This is a genomic window from Pseudomonas serbiensis, from assembly GCF_030580745.1.
GTDB classification, from domain to species: domain Bacteria; phylum Pseudomonadota; class Gammaproteobacteria; order Pseudomonadales; family Pseudomonadaceae; genus Aquipseudomonas; species Aquipseudomonas serbiensis.
Genome location: NZ_JAUQOO010000001.1, coordinates 126431 through 146632 on the forward strand (window position 1 = coordinate 126431; position 20202 = coordinate 146632).

The window sequence follows — 20202 nt, forward strand, 5'->3', positions numbered from 1 at the left end:
GACGTTGGAGGCCGGTCCGGATAAATGTGGACCGGTGCTCCTTATGGGTTGCCGAATCTATGAGGTCAGCAGTCATCGTACAACTTGGTCGGCAGCATATGCAACTGCCAAAGCAGGATAGCGGCAGGAACGAATCGCTTACCCGCGAAGCGTATCCAGCACCTTGCGCAATGCCTTGCTTACCGGTTTGTCCTGACGCAACACGATGCCCAGTGTACGGCTCAGCCCCGGTGTCAGGGAATGAACCTGCAACCCGCGCCGATGATGGGTTGCCGCCACCGACATACGGGGCACGATGCTGTAACCCAGACCCGCCGCGACCATTTCCTTGATGGCCTCGATGCTGCCCAGCTCCATGACCGGTTTGATGCGGATGCCCGCTTGCAGGTACCACTCATTAATAAGCAGGCGGGTGCTGCTGCCGGCTTCAAACACCACCAGCGGGTAATCGCTGAGTGCCTGGGGTGTGAAGGCTTCGGACAATGGCTCTTGCTGGCTGGCGAAAATCGCCACGAATTCATCTTCCAGCAGCGGTGTGACTTCCAGACTACGGCCTGAAGCGGGCAGGGTGACCAGAGCCAGGTCAAGGCGGTTCTCTTCCACGGCCTTGAGGATACCGTCGGTATTACCGGTGCTGACTCGCACGTCCAGATCCGGAAAGCGTTGTCGCAGGTTTTGCAGCATGGGCGGCAGCAGGTGAATGCAGGCGGTTGCCCCGGTGCCGATGGCGATTTGTCCGGCTATGCCATGGGCATGGCTGGAAAGCTCCAGCATGGCTTCTTCGACCACCGCATCGATTCGCGAGGCATGTTCCAGCAAGGTGCTGCCTGCCGAGGTAGGTTTGATGCGCTTGCCCACCCGCTCGATCAGGCGCAGGTTCAGATGTTCTTCCAGTTGCCGCACTTGCAGGCTGACCGCCGGTTGGGTCAGGTTCAGGCGTTCGGCTGCCGCCGAGAAGCTGCCGTGAGCAATAACCAGCGAGAAGGTATGCAGATGGTTGAGGTTCAGTCGGCGCATGGCAAAGTTTTACTTATGCTGAGGATGAATGATCATAGCTTTGTTTATGGGTTGCCGCGCTGCATCATTGCTCTCATTCAATAGCACCCGCCAAAGAGTCTTCAAGATGAACGATGCCCTGATCCTGCGTGACGCCCGCGACGATGATATGCCCATGGTCCAGGCGATCTATGCCGAGCATGTGCTGGAGGGGATTTCCAGCTTTGAGCTGGAGCCGCCGAGCCTGGAGGAAATGCTGCGTCGGCGCGCCGAAGTGCTCGCCAAGGGGTTGCCTTATCGGGTTGCCGAGCGCCTGGGTGAAGTAGTGGGGTATGGCTATGTCACGCCTTATCGGCCACGTCCGGGCTACCGGTTTACTGTGGAAGACTCGGTTTATGTGCGCAGTGGCATGGGTGGCCTGGGCATCGGCCAGGCGCTGCTCGCAGAACTGGTCGAGCACTGCGTACAAGGTGGCTGGCGGCAGATGATCGCCGTTATCGGTAACAGCGAGAATACCGCGTCGATCCGCCTGCATGAGCGGTTGGGGTTTCATCGGGTAGGCGTCTTCGAGTCGGTGGGCTTCAAGCACGGACGCTGGGTCGATACCGTGTTGATGCAGCGGGCCTTGGGCGACGGTTCGCTCAGTACGCCTGAACCTGTTGTGTGAAACCGGGTGAACGGCACGGGCTTGCCCCGGCATGCGGTGTTACGACTGGGCGTTGCACAGTTGATCAATTGGGGTGTGACCTTTTACCTGCCAGGGGCTTTTGGCAACGCCATTGCCCATGATCTGGGCTGGAGCGGGCAGCGGGTCTTTGCCGGACTATCAGTCGCGATGCTGGTCATGGGGCTGGTTTCTCCGCTGGTTGCCCGCCTGATCCAGCGTCTGGGCGCTCGGCAGGTGATGCAGGCGGGGGCGCTGCTCAACGCGATGGGGTGCTGTGGCCTGGCGTTGTGCCAGAGCCCGACGTTGTATTTCATGGCCTGGTGCATCCTTGGCGTCGGGATGCGTTTGTCCCTTTACGATGCGCTGTTTGCGGTTCTGGCCGGATTGCTGGCTGCCAGGGCCCGTCCGCTGATGATGCAGATCACTTTACTGGGCGGCCTGGCTTCAGCGGTGTTCTGGCCCTTGGGGCATTACTTGCAGGACGTTTTTGGCTGGCGCAGTGCGTTTGGGGTGTATGCCGCTCTGGCGCTGTTCAGCGGGCTGTTGGCGAGCGGGCTGCCGGACGCCCGTACAGGTTTTGTACAAGAGCGTGTCGAATCCGGCGAGCCGCCCATTGCCACGCCTTGTCTGCCGCAGATTGGTTATGCCTTGAGCATGATGTTGATCGGCTTCATGTCTGCCGGTCTGTCGGCGCACTTGCCAGCGATGCTGGCGGGGTTCGGTGTGCCGCTGGGGCTGGTGGCCTTGTGGGGAATCGGGCAGACCAGCGCCCGCTTGTTGCAGGTGCTGCTGGGGCAATCCATGTCGGCGTTGCGTTTGAATGTCTGGGTGGGTGCCGGTCTTGCGCTGTGCTTTGCCATGGCGCTCATGAGCCAGGGACGAGTCTGGCTGGCCTGTCTGTTCATCTTTGGCTATGGGGCCATGAACGGCCTGTGTACCTTGCTGCGTGCCAGCCTGCCGTTCGAGCTTTTTGCCCATGCCCGCTACACCCAGCTGCAGGGCAGGCTGCTGGCACCGGCTTTTCTGTGTGCGGCGGGCGCACCCTGGTTCTACGCTCTGGTGCGTGAAACTTCGGGGGATCGCGGGCTGGTATTGCTTTCGTTGGCCATCAGTCTGCTGGTGTGGGGCTTGGCGATGGTTCTGCGGCGCCACGCTCAAGTGCTTGTCGGTTGATAGACTATTTGCATATTTATATAGAAGTTAAATGAATTTATAGAATGTTTTGTCCGGTGATATGGTTTTAACCAATTGCTGGATCCATGAGAAAGGTTATTAAAACCTCTCGGTGAAGGCCATCACCGTTTTCATTCTCAAGGAACGACCCGCATGTCCGCTTTTGATTCTTTAACCCGTCGCCGCTTGCTGGGATGGGCCAGCGCCGTTCTGGCCAGTCCTTTGTTGCTGTCGTTGCCGCGTTCCGGCTGGGCAGTGGACGAGCATGCCGGGCATCTGAGTCATCCGGATATCGAGCCTGCCGGCACTGGAGACTTCATTCGTCTGGCCGAGCCGCGAGCACTCAAGCTGGCGGTCAACCTCAACGCGGTCTGCCTGGCGCCAGTGGTCATCGCCCATGGCCAGGGTTTCTTCAAGAAGCACAATCTGGATGTGGAACTGGTCAACTTCGGTAACTCCACCGAAGTGCTGCTCGAAGCCATTGCAACCGGCAAGGCTGATGCCGGTGTCGGCATGGCGCTGCGCTGGCTCAAGGCGCTGGAGCAGGGCTTCGACGTCAAGCTGACGGCTGGCACTCATGGAGGTTGTCTGCGTCTGCTCAGTGCCGCCAACAGCCCGATCAACAAGCTGGAGGACCTCAAGGGCAAGGCCATCGGTGTGACCGACATGGCCAGCCCTGACCGCAATTTCTTCTCGGTGCTGCTCAAGAAACATGGCGTCGACCCGGTGCGGGATGTGGACTGGCGGCTGTATCCGGCAGACCTGCTGGGCACGGCGCTGGAGCGGGGAGAGGTTCAGGCGGTCAGCGGCAGCGACCCTTTCATGTATCGCCTGATCAATGCAGGCAAGGCCCGGGAGCTGTCCACCAACCTGGTTGAGGAGTATGCCAACCTGAGCTGCTGCGTGGTGGGTGTGACCGGCAAGCTGGTACGTGAGGACAAGCGCGTAGTGGCGGCCCTGACCCAGGCGATTCTTGAAGCTCATGATTACGCCGTGAAAAATCCCGAAGTGGTCGCCAAGGGGTTCCAGGCCCACGCCTTGAACACTTCGGTCGAAGAAGTTCAGGCGATCCTTCACGACCACACTCACGGGCATCACGCTGTCGGTGCGGCATTGACCAAGGAAATCCAGACCTACGTCACGGACCTGAAAACCGTCGAAGTGATCCGTCAGAGCACCGATGCCGTTGAGTTCTCCAAGGAGATTACCGCCGATGTCTTCAGTTGAGGCTACCACGCTGGCGACTGACGAATCCCGTCAGGCTTTCGGGTTCTGGAAGCTGGGCGCAGTGGCTGTTTTTGCCTGGATCGTTGTCGCCGCATTGACCCTGTATCTGCCCAATGCCACCCGCAAGTGGCCGATGACCGAAGGCTTGGCGAATCTGTGTCTGGTGATTGCACTGTTGGTCCTGCTGGTCGGTATTGCCGGGCGCTGGTCTGAAGGATTGGCTCGCCGGGCTCAGGCGGCCGGACCATGGCTGATTGCATTGCCGGTCCTGCTGGGTATCTGGGAAGTGCTCACTGCCAAGCTGGGTCTGCTGCCTGTGCCATTTTTTGCACCACCGCAGGCCTTGCTGGATGTGTACGTCGAAGACTGGCCGCGTCTGCTGGAAAGTCTGCTGCATTCGGCTCTGTTGCTGGGCACCGGCGTGGCGCTGGGAGCCGTGACAGGTTTTATCGCCGGGGTCGCCATCGGCTGGTCGAGCAGCATTGGCTACTGGCTGCATCCGGTCCTGCGCATTCTGGGTCCGGTGCCTTCCACAGCCCTGTTGCCACTGTGCTTCTTTCTGTTCCCCACCAGTTGGAGCGCCAGTGTGTTCCTGATTGCACTGGCCACCTGGTTTCCGGTGACTGTGTTGACCTGGTCGGGTGTTGCCAGTGTCGACAAGGCCTACTACGACGTGGCGCGCACGCTGGGTGCCAAACCGGGTTTCCTGATCTTCAACGTGGCGATCCCGGCTGCCTTGCCCCATGTGTTCGTCGGGCTGTTCATGGGCCTGGGCGCGTCTTTCTCGACTTTGGTGGTGGCCGAAATGATGGGCGTCAAATCCGGGATCGGCTGGTACCTGCAATGGGCGCAGGGCTGGGCGGCTTACGCGAATATGTATGCTGCGCTGCTGATCATGGCGCTGGCGTGTTCTGGCCTGATCACGGCGTTGTTTCTGATCCGTGACCGTCTGCTGGCCTGGCAACAAGGAACCATGAAATGGTAGCTACAGCTCAGGCTTCAAACCCTTCATCGCAAGCCGGGCTTGCGTTGCGTATCGATAACCTCAGCCATGGGTTTGCGCTGGATGGCCAGCGTTTGCCGGTGCTGGACAAGGTTTCGCTGGATGTCGCCCCTGGCGAATTCGTTGCATTGCTCGGGCCTTCCGGGTGCGGCAAGTCCACCCTGTTGCGATTGGTGGCCGGGCTTGAACCTGCCGATTCCGGTGCCTTGCTGGCCGATGGCGTCCCCATCGGCGGCCCGGATCCTTCCCGGGTCGTGGTATTTCAGGACCCGACCCTTTATCCCTGGCGTCGGGTATGGGACAACGTGGCGCTGGGGCTGCAAGCTCAGGGCTTGCTGAAAACCCATTCGTCCAAGGTCGATGCGGCGTTGGCGAAGGTTGGGCTCAGTCAGTTCGGGCGGGCTTATCCAAGGCAATTGTCCGGGGGTATGGCGCAACGGGTGGCGCTCGCGCGGGCCCTGGTCAATGAGCCACGGTTGCTGATTCTCGACGAGCCGCTGGGCAAGCTTGATTCTCTAACCCGAATTGCCATGCAGCAGGAACTGATCGATCTCTGGCAACGCCAGGGCTATACCGCGCTGTTGGTGACCCACGATGTCGAAGAGGCGTTGCTGCTGGCCAATCGCGTGATCGTTTTCAGTGACCGGCCAGCCAGTATCAAGGCGCAATTGACCATCGAACGTCCTTATCCACGTCATCGTGACGATCCTTACCTCGTTGACTTGCGTCGTCAGATCCTCGGCCTGCTCGGGCTGGGAGAACGGTGGTAGACGATAGTCGGTGGCGCCACGGGATTGCGGCCTGTGACCTGAGTGAGTAGGGTACGCGCCTGAACAAGAAGGAGCCTGCCATGACCCGGCACAACCCACAGGACACGGGGTCGCCAGCCATCCGGCAACGACGTGCGCCCAAAGGCGAAAAACGCCGCGAAGAACTGCTCGATGCGGCCTTGCAGGTGTTTTCCCTGGAAGGCTACACCGGAGCGTCCATGGCTCAGGTGGCGGGGATTGTCGGCATATCCGTCGCCGGCCTGCTGCATCACTTCCCCAACAAGGTTTCCCTGTTGATGGGCGTGCTGGACCGGCGCGATGAGGTCAGCCGCAAGATCGCCGACGAAATCCGCGCAGAAAACAACCTCACCGGCCTGCTGGGCAGCCTGCGGGCGATCAACCGTTCCAATGCCACGGCACCGGGCGTGATCCGGGCCTTCTCGATTCTCAATGCGGAAAGTCTGCTGGAAAGCCATCCCGCCTGGGCCTGGTTTCAGACACGTTATCAGCGGATCTACGAGCGGCTGCTGGCGCAGTTCTCGGAGTTGGTGGAAAGCGGGGAAGTTCGCGCCGATGTGGACTTGCCAGCGCTGATCCAGCAGATTCTGGCGATGATGGACGGGTTGCAGATCCAGTGGCTGCGTTTCCCGGATCAGATCGATCTGGTGAAAAGTTTCGATGCCTACATTGCGCAGGTCGATCAGGCGATAAGGCTTACCCGGTAGGAGCGAATTCATTCGCGAGAGGCCGATACATGCAAAGCAAATGCATCGTCTTCAATGCCATCTCGCGAATAAATCCGCTCCTGCGACGGTTATTCGGTTTCCTGCTCAAACACCCCACCGGTCTTCACCGCTGGTTTGCTGACATTCACCGAGTTCAGTGCCGAACGTGGCAGCGGGTTGCTGGTGGTGGTCGACAGTTCCTGGCGGAACGGGTTGACCACTTTGGCGTTCAGGCGGATGTCCTGAGACGAGCCACCCAGCGACAGGTTGAAGGTGTCGGCATCGACCACCCACTGCTTGGATTTGACGTCGTAGTAAGCCAGCGAGCGATCATTGAGCTCGATGGTCACACGCTTGCTTTCACCCGGCTGGAGGAACACCTTCTTGTAGCCTTTAAGCTCTTTGAGGGCGCGTTCGACTTTCGGGTTCTGCTGGCCTACATACAACTGAGCCACTTCCGAACCACCGACCTTGCCGGTGTTGGTCAGGTCGAACGAGACCTTGATCGGCGTATTGCCCACCGCTACGCCTGGCGTAACGCTGATGTTGCTGTAGCCGAACGTGGTGTAGGACAGGCCATATCCGAACGGGTAGAGCGGCTTGATGCCTTTCTTCTCGTAACCGCGATAACCCAGCAGCAGGTCATCCTTGTAGTCCATTTCCTTGAGCGCGCCTTCGTTGTCGAATTTCGGGAAGGACGCATAGACCGGGTTGTCTTCGATATTGCGTTCGATACTGATCGGCAGCTTGCCTGACGGGTTGACCTTGCCGAACAGAATCTCGGCCAGTGCCTGACCACCGTTCTGACCTGGATAGAACGCATGCAGCGCCACCGGAACCTGATCGATCCAGTCGCTCATTTTCAGGCCGGTACCGCCAAACATGGTCACCACGGTATTGGGGTTGACCCTGGCGATGCTCTGGATCAGTTCGTTCTGGTATTCAGGCAGATCGAAGCTGTGGTCGAAACCTTCACCTTCGTATTCGGCGCTGTTACCGACAGCAACCACTACCGCATCGTAACCGGACAGATCCTGAGGTGCGTTCAATGCCGCCCAGCTCATCTGCACGCCCACCAGGCCGCCCATGGTCGAGAGGTAACCGGCACGACGCGAGTATTCGAGTTTCACGTCATAGCTCTTGCCTGCTTCCAGGTTGATCTTGGCGTATTCCGGAATGGTCGGCGGGATGCTGTTGTCCGGCAGTGGGTTGCCATCGCCGTTGTCGATGATTTTCTTGCCATTGACGTACAGGCGGATGGCCCCGTCGGCGCGCACCTTGAATACCTGTTCGCCACTCTGGGTCGGGGTGATCTTGCCGCTGTAGCGAATCGAGGTGGAGGAAGTGTCGCCATTGAGCGAACCGGCAGTCGAGCCCTTGCTGGTATACGGATCGGAGGTCGAGGTATTGCTCTCGAACGGCAGGTCGGTGTCGTTGGCCCAGTCCAGGTCGACATGGGTTTCGGTGCGGGTCACCGCTGCATCGCCGGACCAGTTGGCATTGCTGAAGTACTCGACCTTCATGCCTTTCACGTCATCGCCAGCGGTATTGGTGTTGGTCCATTGAGCGGCGGCCGGGTCCAGTGACAGACCATCGATGAACTCGACCTTGGCATTCGGCGCAATCTGTTGCAGGCCGCTCAACTCGCTGACGTAGCGGGTCGCCTGAACGTTGGCGCTGCCGAAACCGGTAGGCGGTGCGTATTTGGCCAGGTTGCCGACAACGGCGATTTTCTTGACCTTCTGCTTGTCCAGCGGCAGCAGATTGTCCTGGTTCTTGAGCAGCACGATGCCTTCGCGGGCAGCGTTCAGGGCGACCTTGTTGCTGGTGGCGCTGTTCATGTTGTGGGTGGTCAAAGGCGCTTTGCTATCGAACTTGTACAGGTAGATCTGCTTGAGGATACGACGAACTTTTTCGTCGATGGTCGCTGCGCTCAACTCACCGCTGTTGAGGTAAGGCTTGAGGATGGTGCTGTTCATCTGATAGCCCATCATGTCCAGGTCGGTGCCTGCCTGGGCAGCATTCAGACCATGGACGACAGCGTTGTAGTCGCTCTGCACGAAGCCTTTGTAGCCCCATTCCTTTTTAAGAATATCGGTGATCAAGTGCTTGTTTTCACAGGCGAATTCACCGTTTATCTTCTGGAAGGCACACATCACCATCGAGACATTGCCGTTCTTGGAGGCGGACTCGAAGGCTGGCAGCGACATTTCACGAAGCACACGTTCGCTCATGATCTGGTTCAGCGTGAAGCGGCTGCTTTCCTGATCGTTGGCGGCGAAGTGCTTGGCGTTGGCCCAGACACCGCGCGACTGGATACCGTTGATGACGCCTGGCGCCAGGCTTGCACCCAGGAACGGATCTTCACCCGAGATGTACTCGAACGCACGGCCGCCGTAAGGCATGCGGTACAGGGTCACGCCAGGGCCGGTAATGAACTGGTAGCCGCCAGTGGCCGTGTCATAACCCAGGGCGCGGCCCAGATCGATGGCGCGGCGCGGGTTCCAGGTGGCCGCCAGGTTGGGGCCGGACGGATAGACCACGCCCTGATCGTTGCCCTCGCTGGTGTAGCGCACACCGACGCCACCATCGGCACCGTGAATCTGCGGGATGCCGTATTGGGTCAGGGGTTTGACATCCCAACCACCCGTACCGCCGATATAGGCCAGTTTTTCTTCCTGGGTCATCTTGTCCAGGGTCTTTTGCGCGGCCTTTTCGGCGCGGGCTTCACGAGCTTCCTGCTGAGCGGCGTCGGTAGCATGTACCTGCGATACAGCCAATGCCAGCAAGGCCAGGGCCGACTGGGCGCCGATCATTTTCCGTTTGTTCATGCGTCTCTCCAACAACTGGGTCAATAAGGATTCATGCAGGGAGAAGCGACGACAGGGTCGCTTACTTCATGACTTTTCTTTGGGCAACAGTTTCCCGTCACCGCGATTCAAAGTGTTTTAACTTCAAGCGGGTGTTGCTGTTTTATGATGTTTTTATCGATTAAATATTATTTAAGTTCTTCTGCTTGTTTGATTCCAAAGAGCCACTACTTGATGGCGCTTTGAACTAACAAATCGCAACAATTAAGACGAAAGAGACAATAAAAAGTCAAACAAAAATGTGTTTTTGTTGGTTTTTGACTTTTTTCTTTACAAATTTTGAACTCTTGTTAAACCTACTGGTCGATGGGTTTAAGAATTTTCAGTGCCGTGTCTGTTGGGTGGTAGCCACCTGATGGTCAGCTGCTTAGTTGCCAGGTCTGATTCGATTCCTTGGCCCTGTTTTATTTAATCCTTGAATTTAGTTGTCTGGAGTATTTGCTATGAAGTTGTCGATTTTTGGTGCGGGTGTTGTTCTGGGTATGGCGCTTAGTGGCGCGGTAGTTGCGGCTGAAGCCACGGATGCAGATGCGACTTCCGGAGCGAGCGATTCCACTGTGATGACCCAGACTCAGGACACCAAGGCGGCGAAGAAACAGACAGTCGAAACAGCCAAGGGTGGGCGCCCGCAGAGCTCGACTACTCAGAAACAGTCTGATTGATCGTAAGACGATTCTGAGCATGGCCTCCCTCGTCATGAGGGAGTGCTGTAGTCTATGCCCCTCCGATGTGTACAGATTTCCTCCCAAATGCAGTCAGATCCCGTCGATGCTACCCAGCTCCTGATTCCCGATGCCGCTCAGGTATGTGCCTGGCTGATGGGCAATGCCGGTCTGAAAACCCAGGATCTTGAACGCGCTCAGCGCTTGCAGCAGGAGTCCGAAGGCACCGAGCTGCTGGCTTTGTTGACGCGCCTGGGGCTGGTTTCCGAATTCGAGCTGGCGCGTGCCTGGTCTGCTTTATTGCAGGCTCCACTGCTGATGGCCGATGCCGCGCCGCCCTTGCTGGACCCATTGCCACCGCTGACCGAACGCTTCATGCGCCACTATCAGGTGGTGCCGGTGGGCTGGAGCGACAACCGCTTGCAAGTGCTGGCAGCCAACCCCGCAGTCTTGTATCCGTTCCAGGCCATTGCCTATGCCTGTAAAGTGCCGGTCGGGTTGTCCATCGGGCCGCGCAATGAAGTCGAAACCCTGATCGAGCGCTATTACGGCCAGGGACGTTCCGCCATGGGCACGCTGATTGAAAACCTCGATGAAGACGGCGGCTCGCTGGAAGACATCGAACACCTCAAGGACCTGGCCTCCGAAGCGCCGGTGATTCGTCTGGTCAACCTGATCCTGCAACGTGCAGTCGAGCAGCGCGCCTCGGACATTCATATCGAACCCTTCGAGAGCCAGCTCAAGGTGCGTTATCGCATCGATGGCGTATTGCACGAAGCCGAAGCGCCGCCGTCCAGTTCATCGGCGGCAGTGATTTCCCGGGTCAAGATCATGGCGCGGCTGGACATTGCCGAACGCCGTTTGCCCCAGGACGGGCGGATCATGTTGCGTATTCAGGGCAAGGAACTGGACTTGCGGGTTTCCACCGTGCCCACCAGCTTTGGCGAGTCGGTGGTCATGCGCCTGCTGGATCGCCAGACCATCGATTTCGATTTCCCCAGCCTGGGTTTCGATGGCGAACGTCTTGAGCATTTCCTTGATGTGCTGGAGCGTCCCCACGGCATTCTGCTGGTGACTGGCCCGACCGGTTCCGGCAAGACCACGACTCTTTATACTGCGCTGTCACGGCTCAACACCGCCGAGCGCAAGATCATCACCGTTGAAGACCCGGTGGAGTATCAGCTCGAAGGCATCAACCAGATTCAGGTCAAGCCCGCCATCGGCCTGGACTTTGCCGGAGCACTGCGCTCGATTGTGCGTCAGGACCCGGACGTCATCATGATCGGGGAAATGCGCGACCTGGAAACCTGTCGTATTGCCATTCAGTCCTCGTTGACCGGTCACCTGGTACTCTCGACCCTGCACACCAACAGTGCGGCGGCGAGTATCACCCGCTTGTTGGACATGGGCGTGGAAAGCTATCTGATCGCGTCCACGGTCAACGGTATTCTCGCTCAGCGGCTGGTCCGACGCCTGGACCCGGCCACCCGGGAGGCCTTCGATGCGCCGCCGGAGCTTATTGCCGAACACGGGCTTGAGCGCTTTACCGATGAACGCCCGATTCGTCTTTACCGGCCTCGTGCCGATGCGCCGGGCGGTGGTTATCGCGGGCGTAGCGCAATCACCGAACTGCTGGTGATGAATGAAGAGTTGCGCAGCCTGCTGATGCGCCATGCCGATGCTGCGACCCTGGAAGAGGCTGCCCGGCGCGGTGGTTTGCGAACCCTGCATGAAGAGGGCTTGCGTCAGGCCGTTGCAGGTGTGACTTCTCTGGAAGAGGTGCTGCGCGTTACTCGTGGTGAAAGCTCATGAGCCTGTTCAAGTTCCGCGCTCTGGATGCCTCGGGTGCCGTGCAGAACGGTGCGCTGGAGGCCAAGGATCAGGAGGCAGCCGTAGCCGCCTTGCAAAAGCGCGGCTTGATGGTGATGCACATAGAAAGTGCCGGTCTGGGCGGTTTGCGCCGTGCATTGGGGCGTGGGCAACTGAGTGGCGCGGCACTGGTCAGCTTTACCCAGCAACTGGCGACGCTGCTGGGCGCTGGCCAGCCTCTGGAACGATCCTTGGGAATTCTGCTCAAACAGCCTGGCCAACCGCAGACCAGAGCCTTGATCGAGCGGATTCGCGAGCAGGTCAAGGCCGGTAAACCGTTGTCTGTTGCGCTGGAAGAAGAGGGCAGTCAGTTCTCGCCGCTGTATATCAGCATGGTGCGTGCCGGAGAGGCCGGTGGTGCGCTGGAAAGCACCCTGCGCCAGTTGAGCGATTACCTGGAGCGTAGCCAGTTGCTGCGTGGCGAAGTCATCAATGCGCTGATCTATCCGGCGTTTCTGGTGGTCGGTGTACTGGGTTCCCTGGCCTTGCTGCTGGCCTATGTGGTGCCGCAGTTTGTGCCTATCTTCAAGGATCTTGGCGTGCCGATCCCGCTGATTACCGAGGTCATTCTCGACCTTGGTCAGTTTCTGGGGGACTACGGTCTGGCGCTGTTCGCCGGGCTGATTGTCCTGGCCTGGGTCATGGCTGTGCGTCTGCGCGACCCGCAGCGCCGCGAACGCCGTGACCGGCGCTTGCTGGGCATCCGGGTTATCGGCCCCTTGCTGCAACGGGTCGAAGCTGCACGTCTGACGCGCACCCTCGGTACGTTGCTCAGCAATGGCGTGGCGTTGTTGCAGGCTCTGGTCATCGCCCGTCAGGTCTGCACCAACCGGGCTTTGCAGACGCAAGTGGAGCAGGCCGCAGAGTCGGTCAAGGGCGGCGGCACACTGGCCAGTGCCTTTGGCGCACAACCGCTGTTACCCGATCTGGCATTGCAGATGATCGAGGTCGGCGAGCAGGCGGGCGAGCTGGACAGCATGCTGCTCAAGGTCGCCGATATCTTCGATGTCGAAGCCAAGCGCGGTATCGATCGCATGCTCGCGGCGCTGGTGCCGGCGCTGACGGTGGTCATGGCGGGCATGGTCGCTGTGATCATGCTGGCAATCATGCTGCCGCTGATGAGCCTGACCAGCAATATCTGAATTCATGAACGAGGAATCACCCCGATGAGTGTTAACCGTACGCGCTTCAAACCCGGACGCCGACAGGACGGTTTTACCCTGCTGGAAATGCTTGCCGTGATTGTTCTGCTGGGCATCGTGGCAACCATCGTTGTGCGTCAGGTCGGCGGCAACGTCGACAAGGGCAAATACGGCGCGGGCAAGGCGCAACTGGCCAGTCTGGGCATGAAGATCGAAAGCTATGCACTGGACGTTGGCTCGCCGCCCAAGACCTTGCAGCAACTGGTGGAAAAACCCGGCAACTCCTCGGGCTGGAACGGCCCTTACGCCAAGCCGTCGGACCTCAAGGATCCGTTCGGCCATGCTTTCGGCTACCGCTTTCCGGGGCAGCACGGCAGTTTCGATCTGATTTTCTACGGTCAGGATGGCGAGCCCGGTGGTGAAGGCTATAGCGCCGATCTCGGCAACTGGGAGTAAGGAGGCGTCATGAATTCCCCTGTCGCGAACCGAGGTTTTACCCTGATGGAAATGCTGGTGGTGCTGGTGTTGATGAGCATCGCCGTGGGCCTGGTGGGTTTTGGTTTGCAACAGGGTCTGAACGCTGCCAGCGAGCGCCGTGCAGTGGGCGACATGGTTGAAGCGCTACGTGCCACGCGGGTCCGGGCGATTGTCACGGGGCAGCCTGCCCGGACAGTGTTCGATTTGCGTCGCATGACATTCAAGGCACCGGGCAAGCGCGTACAGCACTGGCCCGAGCACTTGCAAGTGACCATGCAAACGTCGGCCGATCTGGGGGCTTCGGTTGAGTTCTACCCCGATGGCGGTTCCAGTGGCGGTAACCTTACGCTGGTCAATGGTGATCGTCGCTGGCGGATCGATATCGGCTGGCTGACCGGCAGTGTCCAGGCTCGGGCGCTTTGATGAAAAACGTGCAGTCGGGTTTCACGCTGCTGGAAATGCTTGCGGCCCTGACGGTCATGGCGCTGTGCAGCAGTGTTTTGCTGGTGGCTTTTGGGCAGAGTGCCCGTTCACTGTTGCAGGTATCGCACAGTGACCGGCTGAGCCATGCTGCCCGCACGATTCTGGATCAGGAAAGCGCTGGCCCGCTGGAAAACAGCACGCGCCAGGGAGTATTGGCGGGCATCGACTGGACCTTGAACATTCGCCAGATGCCGGGACAAAGTACCCGGGCGCGTCTGTTTCGTCTTGATCTGACACTTCAGGAAGACCAGCGTCGTGCCCAGTTCAGCACCTTGAAACTGCGCGGCTCGTCACCTGGAGTCGGATTTTGAGATCCGCTCAGCGTGGCTTCACGCTGCTGGAAATCATGCTGGTGCTCAGTCTGTTGGGCATATTGCTGGTACTGATCGCAGGTGCATTGCTGGGCGCGAATCGTGCGGTACTCAAGGCTGAGCGCTACACGGCCAGCCTGGATGAAGTGAGGGCGACACAGGCGTTTTTACGCACCTCCATCGGTCAGGCATTGCCCCTGGATACTTCCGATGACGACAGCGTCAGCAATGGTTTTTTCGAGGGCTCGGCTCACCAGTTGCAATTCGTTGCGACCTTGCCTGGTGAACTGGGGGGCGGTATTCAGCGTCATACCCTGCAATTGAGCGGGTCTGAAGGGCAGCGCGATCTGCAAGTGACTTTTGAGCAGATCAAGACCGGTGTGGGTGGTACGGTCGTACAGCCATGGGGCGAGCCACAGGTCTTGCTAAATAACGTGGAGGGGCTGACGTTCAGTTATCGCGGCTTCTCTCCCAAGGGCAAGCCGACCGGCTGGCTGGCCGAATGGCCGTGGCCAAGTCGTTTGCCCAGTGCCGTGCGCATCGATGTGAAATTGAACGGGCCGGTGGCCTGGGTCAGTGAAGTGGTTGCCTTGCGCCTGGACCTGTCCGGCGGGGCGGGTGGCCAATGAAGCGTTTTTACCGGCATCAGCAAGGCGTTGCGCTATTGGTGGTGCTCTGGGTGCTGGCCTTGCTCAGCCTGTTGCTTGGCGGGCTGGCCGGCTGGGTGCAGCTTGAAAGTCGTCAGGCGCTCTGGTTGCGGCAGAACACCCAGGCGATTCTGGCGGCCGAAGCGGGCATGAACATGGCGATACAAGGCTTGCTCGATCCGGCGCAACGCAAGTCATGGATAGCAGATGGACGTCCGGTTGCCTTGAAGTTCGATGACACTCAATTGCTCGTCAGCGTGCGCAGTGAACAAGGGAAGCTGGACCTCAACAGTGCGCCCGTTGCAGATATTTCCAGGGTCCTGCAGGCCTGTGGAGCGGCGAAAGACCAGGCAAGCGGTATCGCGCAGTTTCTTGAAGCGCAACGCAACGCGGGGCAGCCGCCGTTGCGGGTGATCGAAGAGGTTCGTCAACTGCCGGGCATGAACCAGGCGTTGTATGTCTGTCTGGTGCCGGAAGTCACGCTATGGAGCGGGCTGGAGCGGCCTGATCCCGCATTTGCAACGGCTTTGATACGCCGCAGTCTGAACCTGCCGAACCAGAGCTCCGTCGGGGTCGATCCTGGCGAAGTTCTGTTCATTGACAGTCAGGCACAACAACCGGGTGGTACGTCCGCCCATTTACAAACCACGATTCTATTGAGTCCAGCGGGGGAAAACGCACAGCCTTACAAGGTGTTGCGTTGGCAAGAATGAATTCATTATCAGCACGTCTGGCACCGGTCTTCGCCTTGCGCGACCGGGTTGCCCAGCAGTGGCGTGGCAGTCTGGCCCAGCGTGGCTGGCAATTATGGCTGGCGGAGTTGAAGGCCTGCCTGCCGGTTCGTGTGCGCCAGTGGCTGGTGCATGAAACCGTCGAGCAACTTTACCCGTGGCCGCTGCAATCGTCCTTGCCGAAATCTTCTGTCGAGGCGCGCCGAATCCTGCTGTTGTCGCCGGCCGATGTGCTGGTACAGAGCCTGCAATTGCCGTCGGCGGCGGCCCGTAATCTGTCGACTGTCGTGGGTTACGAACTGGATCGTTTTACCCCGTTCGATGCGGGGCAACTGTACTTTGTCGCTCGGCAGGAAAGCCGCAGCGCCAGTTTCATTCAGGTCACGCTGGTGGCCATTCTTCGCGAGCGTCTGGATAGCATTCTGGCCGAGTGCGCTGCGCAGGGTTTGCAGCCCGATGCCGTGGATGTGGGGCCTGCCGAACAGCGGATGGGCATCGACCTGCTGCCGACACCGTTGCGCTCGAATCAGGTTCGCTCCGGTCATCGAACACAACGCTGGCTGTTGTGGACCTGCGGTGCCTTGTTGCTTGGCCTCATGCTGCTCTGGCTCAACGATCGTCAGCGTTTACTGGAAGAGATGCAGGCCAGCGTACAAGAGCAAAGGACGCAGGTCGCTGAAATCCAGAAGTTGCGCCAGCAACTGACCAACACCCGTGGTGCGGCCAATTACCTGATACGTCGCAAGGCGGCTCAAACGCCTTTGTCAGCACTGCTCAGCGAGTTGACCACTTGCCTGCCTTCGGACACCTGGATCGAACATCTGGAAATCAGCGACAACGCCGAAGTCGCATTCTCCGGCCAGAGCGCCAAGGCCAGCGCCCTGATTGCGCGGGCCAAGAACTGTCACAGCCTGGATAACGCGCAGTTTCAGGGCGTGATCCAGCCCGATACCCGGACGGGCAAGGATCGGTATTCCCTGCGTGCCCATCTGCATCAGGAGAACGCCGATGCGCCGTCCACTGACAAGCCGTGAACGTCGGGGCGCGGCCCTGATCGTCCTGGCGCTGGTGCTTTATCTGGCCTACTGGCTGTTGATAGACAGCTGGTTCGCCGGCCCGCTGCGCGAGATCAACGAACAGACCGAACAACTGCGTGAACAGCAACAGCGCTATGCCGGTTTGCTGCAACAAGGCGATTCACTGCGCCAGCAACTGGCTCACGCGCGCAATGATCCGGCCAGCAGCACCAGCCTGTTGCCGGGCGAAGATCCCAGTGCCGTGGCCGCAGATCTGATGCAGCGTATTGCCGACCTGATCAACAGCCACGCCACGACCGGCGGTGGCTGCACCTTGACCCAGCGCATGCCGATCACCCCCGAGCAGGACAGCGCCGAGCCTTATCGGCAGGTCAAGGTCAGTCTGACGTTGAACTGCGCCATCGAGCCGCTCACGGCCATCCTGCATGCGCTGGAATATCAGCGACCGTTTCTGTTCGTCGATGAAATGAGCATGCGCCGTGATGCCAATGCACCGGCAAACGGTGGTGCGGGCAAGCTGGTGGTGCATCTGCTGGTGCGTGGCTACCTGCAACCGGCATCGGCCGGGGAGGGCGAGCAATGAAGACTCTATTACGTCCTCTGGAGTGGGCGTTGCTGGGGCTGGCAACGCTGCTGGCGGCGCTTGTTGCTCTGGTGCTCAGTGGCGCGGCCCACTCGCCGGACTGGCTGCCCGAAGAGGCTCCGCGCAACCCGGCCAATCATGCGGCACAGGCTCAGCGCGCTCCCGAAGCGACTCTGGAAAGTTTGTCCAATACCTGGAAAACCCCACTGTTCAGCCCCGACCGCAGCCCGGATCGCCAGGTGGAGCAGGCCAATATGCAGGCCACCAGCCTGTCGGGCATGACCCTGAGTGGCGTCATTATCGACGGTTCCCTGAAGGTTGCACTGCTCAAGCAAAACGATGGTCCGCCCTTGAAAATCAAACAAGGCCAGCGTCTGGCCAATGGCTGGATGTTGGACAGTGTCGAGCCGATGCAAGCCACATTCAGTCTCGATGGCCGCACGCAAGCCTTGCGCTTGCCCGCACCGCGTCTGCCGCCGCCCTCGAACACGCCACCAATTACCTTAACCAACGATTCAGCCCCGTGATGGGTACCTTTTCAGGAGTTCCTGCCATCGCTACCTTGCGCACACCCTTGCTTTGTCTGGCCACTGCCGTCGCTCTTGGCGGCTGCGCGACTGCGCCCGACACTCTTGACCCCGACAACGGCATGCTGCAGGAAGCGCTGCAAGGCACGGGTTCACAACGTCCACCGGTAGATCCTCGTACCGAACAGGCGCCTGTCGACACCCAGCCACAAACCTCGGCCATTTCACCGCAACGGCAGATCATCAAAGGCAATCAGCGCTTTGTCCGCACCCCTGCGGCTTCGCCTGCCGCTCAGGCCGAGACCGGCGATATCGTGTTCAACTTCACCAATCAGCCTATCCAGGCGGTGATCAACAGCATCATGGGTGACCTGCTGCATGAGAACTACAGCATTGCCCAGGGCGTGAAGGGCGATGTGAGCTTCTCCACCTCCAAACCGGTGAACAAGCAGCAAGCGTTGTCGATTCTGGAAACGCTGCTGTCCTGGACGGACAACGCGATGATTCGCCAGGGCGACCGTTACGTGATCCTGCCGTCCAGTCAGGCCGTGGCGGGCAAGCTGGTGCCGGAAATGCCGGTGGCGCAACCCGCAGCGGGCATGTCGGCACGGCTGTTCCCGCTGCGCTACATCTCGGCCACGGAAATGCAGAAGCTGCTCAAGCCCTTTGCCCGTGAAAACGCCTTCCTGCTGGTCGATCCTGCGCGCAACGTCCTGAGCATGGCGGGCACGCCCGATGAGCTGGCCAACTATCAGGACACCATCGACACCTTCGACGTCGACTGGCTCAAAGGCATGTCGGTCGGTGTTTTCGGCTTGCAGCGTGCTTCGGTCAGCGAACTGATGCCCGAGTTGCAAAAGATATTCGGCCCCAAAAGCGGCATGCCACTGGCAGGCATGGTGCGCTTTTTGCCCATCGAGCGGACCAATTCGGTGGTGGCGATTTCATCCCAGCCCGAATACCTGAACGAAGTCGGCCAGTGGATTCACACCATCGACGAAGGTGGCGGCAACGAACCGCAGATGTACGTCTATGACGTGCGCAACATGAAGGCCACGGACCTGGCCAAATACCTGCGCCAGATCTACGGCACTGCCGCCATCAAGGATGACTCCCCGGCCAAGGTTGCGCCCGGGCTGCGCACGGCCACGCTGTCGTCGCCCAACTCCAGTGGTGGTTTCGGCTCTGGCTCCGGTTTCAACAGCAACTCCGGCGGCTTGGGCAACAGCGGCGGGTTCGGCAATAACCGTGGCATGAACAACAACGGTGGCATGAATAACCAGAATACCGACGACAGCGAGTCTCAAGAGGAAGATCAGGGTAGTGACTCCACGGGGGCTCAGGGCTCTAACGCCAGCAAGAGCCTGGATTCCGGCACCCGCATCACTGCGCAACGCAGCAGCAACCAGTTGCTGGTCCGTACGCGCCCGGCGCAGTGGAAGGAAATCGAATCGGCCATCAAACGCCTCGACAATCCGCCGCTGCAAGTTCAGATCGAAACCCGGATTCTGGAAGTCCAACTCACCGGCGAACTGGACATGGGCGTGCAGTGGTATCTGGGCCGTCTGGCGGGCAATTCCTCAAGCACCACGGTAGCCGACACCGCAGGCAGCCAGGGCGCACTGGGTTCCGGCGGTGCAGGGCTGGGCGCGACGGATTCGTTGTTTTACTCCTTTGTCAGCAGCAACCTGCAGGTCGCGTTGCGCGCACTGGAAACCAATGGCCGCACCCAGGTGCTGTCGGCTCCGTCGCTGGTGGTCATGAACAACCAGCAAGCGCAGATTCAAGTGGGCGACAACATCCCCATCAGCCAGACCACAGTCAATACCAACACATCCGACACAACCCTGAGCAGCGTCGAATACGTGCAGACCGGTGTGATTCTGGATGTGGTGCCACGCATCAATCCGGGTGGTCTGGTGTACATGGATATTCAGCAGCAGGTCAGCGATGCTGGCAATGTCACCGATGACAATGGTAACCCGCGTATTTCCACTCGCTCGGTGGCGACTCAAGTGGCGGCGCAAAGCGGCCAGACCGTGTTGTTGGGGGGGCTGATCAAGCAGGACAATGCCGAAACCGTGAGTTCGGTACCGTATCTGGGGCGTATTCCGGGCTTGCGCTGGCTGTTTGGCGCGACCAGCAAATCCAGGGATCGTACCGAGCTGATCGTGCTGATTACGCCACGTGTCATTACCAGCAGCAGTCAGGCGCGTCAGGTCACCGATGACTATCGCCAGCAGATGCAATTGCTCAAACCACAAGTCTCACGAACCAGCATGCAGAACTAAGCAGCTATCAT

General features: G+C 59.5%; 20 protein-coding genes. 18 read left to right on the top strand and 2 right to left on the bottom strand.

Annotation, left to right across the window (positions count from 1 at the left end):
• Positions 1 to 138: 138 nt before the first annotated feature.
• Positions 139 to 1017, bottom strand: a complete 879-nt coding sequence (locus tag Q6A51_RS00605) for a LysR family transcriptional regulator (RefSeq protein ID WP_304573866.1) — start codon at positions 1015 to 1017, stop codon at positions 139 to 141.
• Positions 1018 to 1123: 106 nt separating this feature from the next.
• On the opposite strand from Q6A51_RS00605, the gene Q6A51_RS00610 reads away from it, so the two are divergent.
• The 6 genes from Q6A51_RS00610 (at position 1124) to Q6A51_RS00635 (ending at position 6561) form a co-directional block, all read left to right on the top strand.
• The gene (locus Q6A51_RS00610; RefSeq protein ID WP_201017743.1) at positions 1124 to 1663 is read left to right on the top strand and encodes a GNAT family N-acetyltransferase; all 540 of its coding nucleotides are present in this window, start codon (positions 1124 to 1126) and stop codon (positions 1661 to 1663) included.
• A gap of 6 nt (positions 1664 to 1669) precedes the next feature.
• Positions 1670 to 2836, top strand: a complete 1167-nt coding sequence (locus Q6A51_RS00615) for an MFS transporter (RefSeq protein ID WP_304573867.1) — start codon at positions 1670 to 1672, stop codon at positions 2834 to 2836.
• A gap of 153 nt (positions 2837 to 2989) precedes the next feature.
• The gene (locus Q6A51_RS00620; RefSeq protein ID WP_201003156.1) at positions 2990 to 4063 is read left to right on the top strand and encodes an ABC transporter substrate-binding protein; all 1074 of its coding nucleotides are present in this window, start codon (positions 2990 to 2992) and stop codon (positions 4061 to 4063) included.
• Complete coding sequence (locus Q6A51_RS00625; RefSeq protein WP_201017741.1) at positions 4050 to 5048, top strand: ABC transporter permease; 999 nt, start codon at positions 4050 to 4052, stop codon at positions 5046 to 5048. Before Q6A51_RS00620 ends, Q6A51_RS00625 begins: the two co-directional genes overlap by 14 nt.
• Positions 5042 to 5836, top strand: a complete 795-nt coding sequence (locus Q6A51_RS00630) for an ABC transporter ATP-binding protein (protein ID WP_201017740.1) — start codon at positions 5042 to 5044, stop codon at positions 5834 to 5836. The genes Q6A51_RS00625 and Q6A51_RS00630 overlap by 7 nt, the downstream gene beginning before the upstream one ends.
• Positions 5837 to 5916: 80 nt before the next feature.
• On the top strand, positions 5917 to 6561 hold the full coding sequence (locus Q6A51_RS00635; RefSeq protein ID WP_304573868.1) for a TetR/AcrR family transcriptional regulator: 645 nt from the start codon (positions 5917 to 5919) through the stop codon (positions 6559 to 6561).
• Between the two features lie 89 nt (positions 6562 to 6650).
• Here Q6A51_RS00635 and Q6A51_RS00640 read toward each other — a convergent pair whose 3' ends face one another.
• Positions 6651 to 9392, bottom strand: a complete 2742-nt coding sequence (locus tag Q6A51_RS00640) for a beta-glucosidase (protein ID WP_304573869.1) — start codon at positions 9390 to 9392, stop codon at positions 6651 to 6653.
• Positions 9393 to 9874: 482 nt separating this feature from the next.
• Between Q6A51_RS00640 and Q6A51_RS00645 the strand changes: the two genes are divergently transcribed.
• The 12 genes from Q6A51_RS00645 to gspD all read left to right on the top strand — a co-directional run bounded on the left by Q6A51_RS00645 (position 9875) and on the right by gspD (position 20191).
• On the top strand, positions 9875 to 10093 hold the full coding sequence (locus Q6A51_RS00645; protein ID WP_304573870.1) for a hypothetical protein: 219 nt from the start codon (positions 9875 to 9877) through the stop codon (positions 10091 to 10093).
• 87 nt (positions 10094 to 10180) lie between these two features.
• The gene (gene gspE / locus Q6A51_RS00650) at positions 10181 to 11905 is read left to right on the top strand and encodes a type II secretion system ATPase GspE (RefSeq protein WP_304573871.1); all 1725 of its coding nucleotides are present in this window, start codon (positions 10181 to 10183) and stop codon (positions 11903 to 11905) included.
• Positions 11902 to 13104 (top strand): type II secretion system inner membrane protein GspF, encoded by a 1203-nt coding sequence (gene gspF / locus Q6A51_RS00655; protein WP_201003143.1) that lies wholly within the window; start codon positions 11902 to 11904, stop codon positions 13102 to 13104. The genes gspE and gspF overlap by 4 nt, the downstream gene beginning before the upstream one ends.
• 24 nt (positions 13105 to 13128) lie before the next feature.
• Positions 13129 to 13560, top strand: coding sequence for a type II secretion system major pseudopilin GspG (gspG, locus tag Q6A51_RS00660; RefSeq protein WP_304573872.1), 432 nt, complete (start codon positions 13129 to 13131; stop codon positions 13558 to 13560).
• Between the two features lie 9 nt (positions 13561 to 13569).
• Positions 13570 to 14004 carry a GspH/FimT family pseudopilin gene (locus Q6A51_RS00665; RefSeq protein ID WP_201003139.1) on the top strand — a complete coding sequence of 145 codons (435 nt, stop codon included), beginning with the start codon at positions 13570 to 13572 and terminating at the stop codon, positions 14002 to 14004.
• Positions 14004 to 14375 (top strand): type II secretion system protein, encoded by a 372-nt coding sequence (locus Q6A51_RS00670; RefSeq protein WP_201003137.1) that lies wholly within the window; start codon positions 14004 to 14006, stop codon positions 14373 to 14375. Before Q6A51_RS00665 ends, Q6A51_RS00670 begins: the two co-directional genes overlap by 1 nt.
• On the top strand, positions 14372 to 15004 hold the full coding sequence (locus Q6A51_RS00675) for a prepilin-type N-terminal cleavage/methylation domain-containing protein (protein ID WP_201003135.1): 633 nt from the start codon (positions 14372 to 14374) through the stop codon (positions 15002 to 15004). The genes Q6A51_RS00670 and Q6A51_RS00675 overlap by 4 nt, the downstream gene beginning before the upstream one ends.
• Positions 15001 to 15735, top strand: coding sequence for a general secretion pathway protein GspK (locus Q6A51_RS00680; protein WP_201017734.1), 735 nt, complete (start codon positions 15001 to 15003; stop codon positions 15733 to 15735). Before Q6A51_RS00675 ends, Q6A51_RS00680 begins: the two co-directional genes overlap by 4 nt.
• Positions 15732 to 16787, top strand: a complete 1056-nt coding sequence (locus Q6A51_RS00685) for a type II secretion system protein GspL (protein WP_304573873.1) — start codon at positions 15732 to 15734, stop codon at positions 16785 to 16787. Before Q6A51_RS00680 ends, Q6A51_RS00685 begins: the two co-directional genes overlap by 4 nt.
• On the top strand, positions 16762 to 17373 hold the full coding sequence (gene gspM, locus Q6A51_RS00690; protein WP_304573874.1) for a type II secretion system protein GspM: 612 nt from the start codon (positions 16762 to 16764) through the stop codon (positions 17371 to 17373). Before Q6A51_RS00685 ends, gspM begins: the two co-directional genes overlap by 26 nt.
• Positions 17370 to 17900 carry a hypothetical protein gene (locus tag Q6A51_RS00695; RefSeq protein WP_304573875.1) on the top strand — a complete coding sequence of 177 codons (531 nt, stop codon included), beginning with the start codon at positions 17370 to 17372 and terminating at the stop codon, positions 17898 to 17900. Before gspM ends, Q6A51_RS00695 begins: the two co-directional genes overlap by 4 nt.
• On the top strand, positions 17900 to 20191 hold the full coding sequence (gene gspD / locus Q6A51_RS00700; protein WP_304573876.1) for a type II secretion system secretin GspD: 2292 nt from the start codon (positions 17900 to 17902) through the stop codon (positions 20189 to 20191). Before Q6A51_RS00695 ends, gspD begins: the two co-directional genes overlap by 1 nt.
• Positions 20192 to 20202: the final 11 nt, after the last annotated feature.

Excerpts from the sequence above, each read along its gene's own strand:
- gspF (WP_201003143.1), top strand. The coding sequence starts at position 11,902 with ATGAGCCTGTTCAAGTTCCGCGCTCTGGATGCCTCGGGTGCCGTGCAG.
- Q6A51_RS00610 (WP_201017743.1), top strand. The coding sequence starts at position 1,124 with ATGAACGATGCCCTGATCCTGCGTGACGCCCGCGACGATGATATGCCC.
- Q6A51_RS00640 (WP_304573869.1), bottom strand. The coding sequence starts at position 9,392 with ATGAACAAACGGAAAATGATCGGCGCCCAGTCGGCCCTGGCCTTGCTG.
- gspM (WP_304573874.1), top strand. The coding sequence starts at position 16,762 with ATGCGCCGTCCACTGACAAGCCGTGAACGTCGGGGCGCGGCCCTGATC.
- Q6A51_RS00665 (WP_201003139.1), top strand. The coding sequence starts at position 13,570 with ATGAATTCCCCTGTCGCGAACCGAGGTTTTACCCTGATGGAAATGCTG.
- Q6A51_RS00630 (WP_201017740.1), top strand. The coding sequence starts at position 5,042 with ATGGTAGCTACAGCTCAGGCTTCAAACCCTTCATCGCAAGCCGGGCTT.
- gspD (WP_304573876.1), top strand. The coding sequence starts at position 17,900 with ATGGGTACCTTTTCAGGAGTTCCTGCCATCGCTACCTTGCGCACACCC.
- Q6A51_RS00620 (WP_201003156.1), top strand. The coding sequence starts at position 2,990 with ATGTCCGCTTTTGATTCTTTAACCCGTCGCCGCTTGCTGGGATGGGCC.
- gspE (WP_304573871.1), top strand. The coding sequence starts at position 10,181 with ATGCAGTCAGATCCCGTCGATGCTACCCAGCTCCTGATTCCCGATGCC.
- Q6A51_RS00685 (WP_304573873.1), top strand. The coding sequence starts at position 15,732 with ATGAATTCATTATCAGCACGTCTGGCACCGGTCTTCGCCTTGCGCGAC.
- Q6A51_RS00645 (WP_304573870.1), top strand. The coding sequence starts at position 9,875 with ATGAAGTTGTCGATTTTTGGTGCGGGTGTTGTTCTGGGTATGGCGCTT.
- Q6A51_RS00680 (WP_201017734.1), top strand. The coding sequence starts at position 15,001 with ATGAAGCGTTTTTACCGGCATCAGCAAGGCGTTGCGCTATTGGTGGTG.
- Q6A51_RS00635 (WP_304573868.1), top strand. The coding sequence starts at position 5,917 with ATGACCCGGCACAACCCACAGGACACGGGGTCGCCAGCCATCCGGCAA.
- Q6A51_RS00625 (WP_201017741.1), top strand. The coding sequence starts at position 4,050 with ATGTCTTCAGTTGAGGCTACCACGCTGGCGACTGACGAATCCCGTCAG.
- Q6A51_RS00670 (WP_201003137.1), top strand. The coding sequence starts at position 14,004 with ATGAAAAACGTGCAGTCGGGTTTCACGCTGCTGGAAATGCTTGCGGCC.
- Q6A51_RS00695 (WP_304573875.1), top strand. The coding sequence starts at position 17,370 with ATGAAGACTCTATTACGTCCTCTGGAGTGGGCGTTGCTGGGGCTGGCA.
- Q6A51_RS00605 (WP_304573866.1), bottom strand. The coding sequence starts at position 1,017 with ATGCGCCGACTGAACCTCAACCATCTGCATACCTTCTCGCTGGTTATT.
- gspG (WP_304573872.1), top strand. The coding sequence starts at position 13,129 with ATGAGTGTTAACCGTACGCGCTTCAAACCCGGACGCCGACAGGACGGT.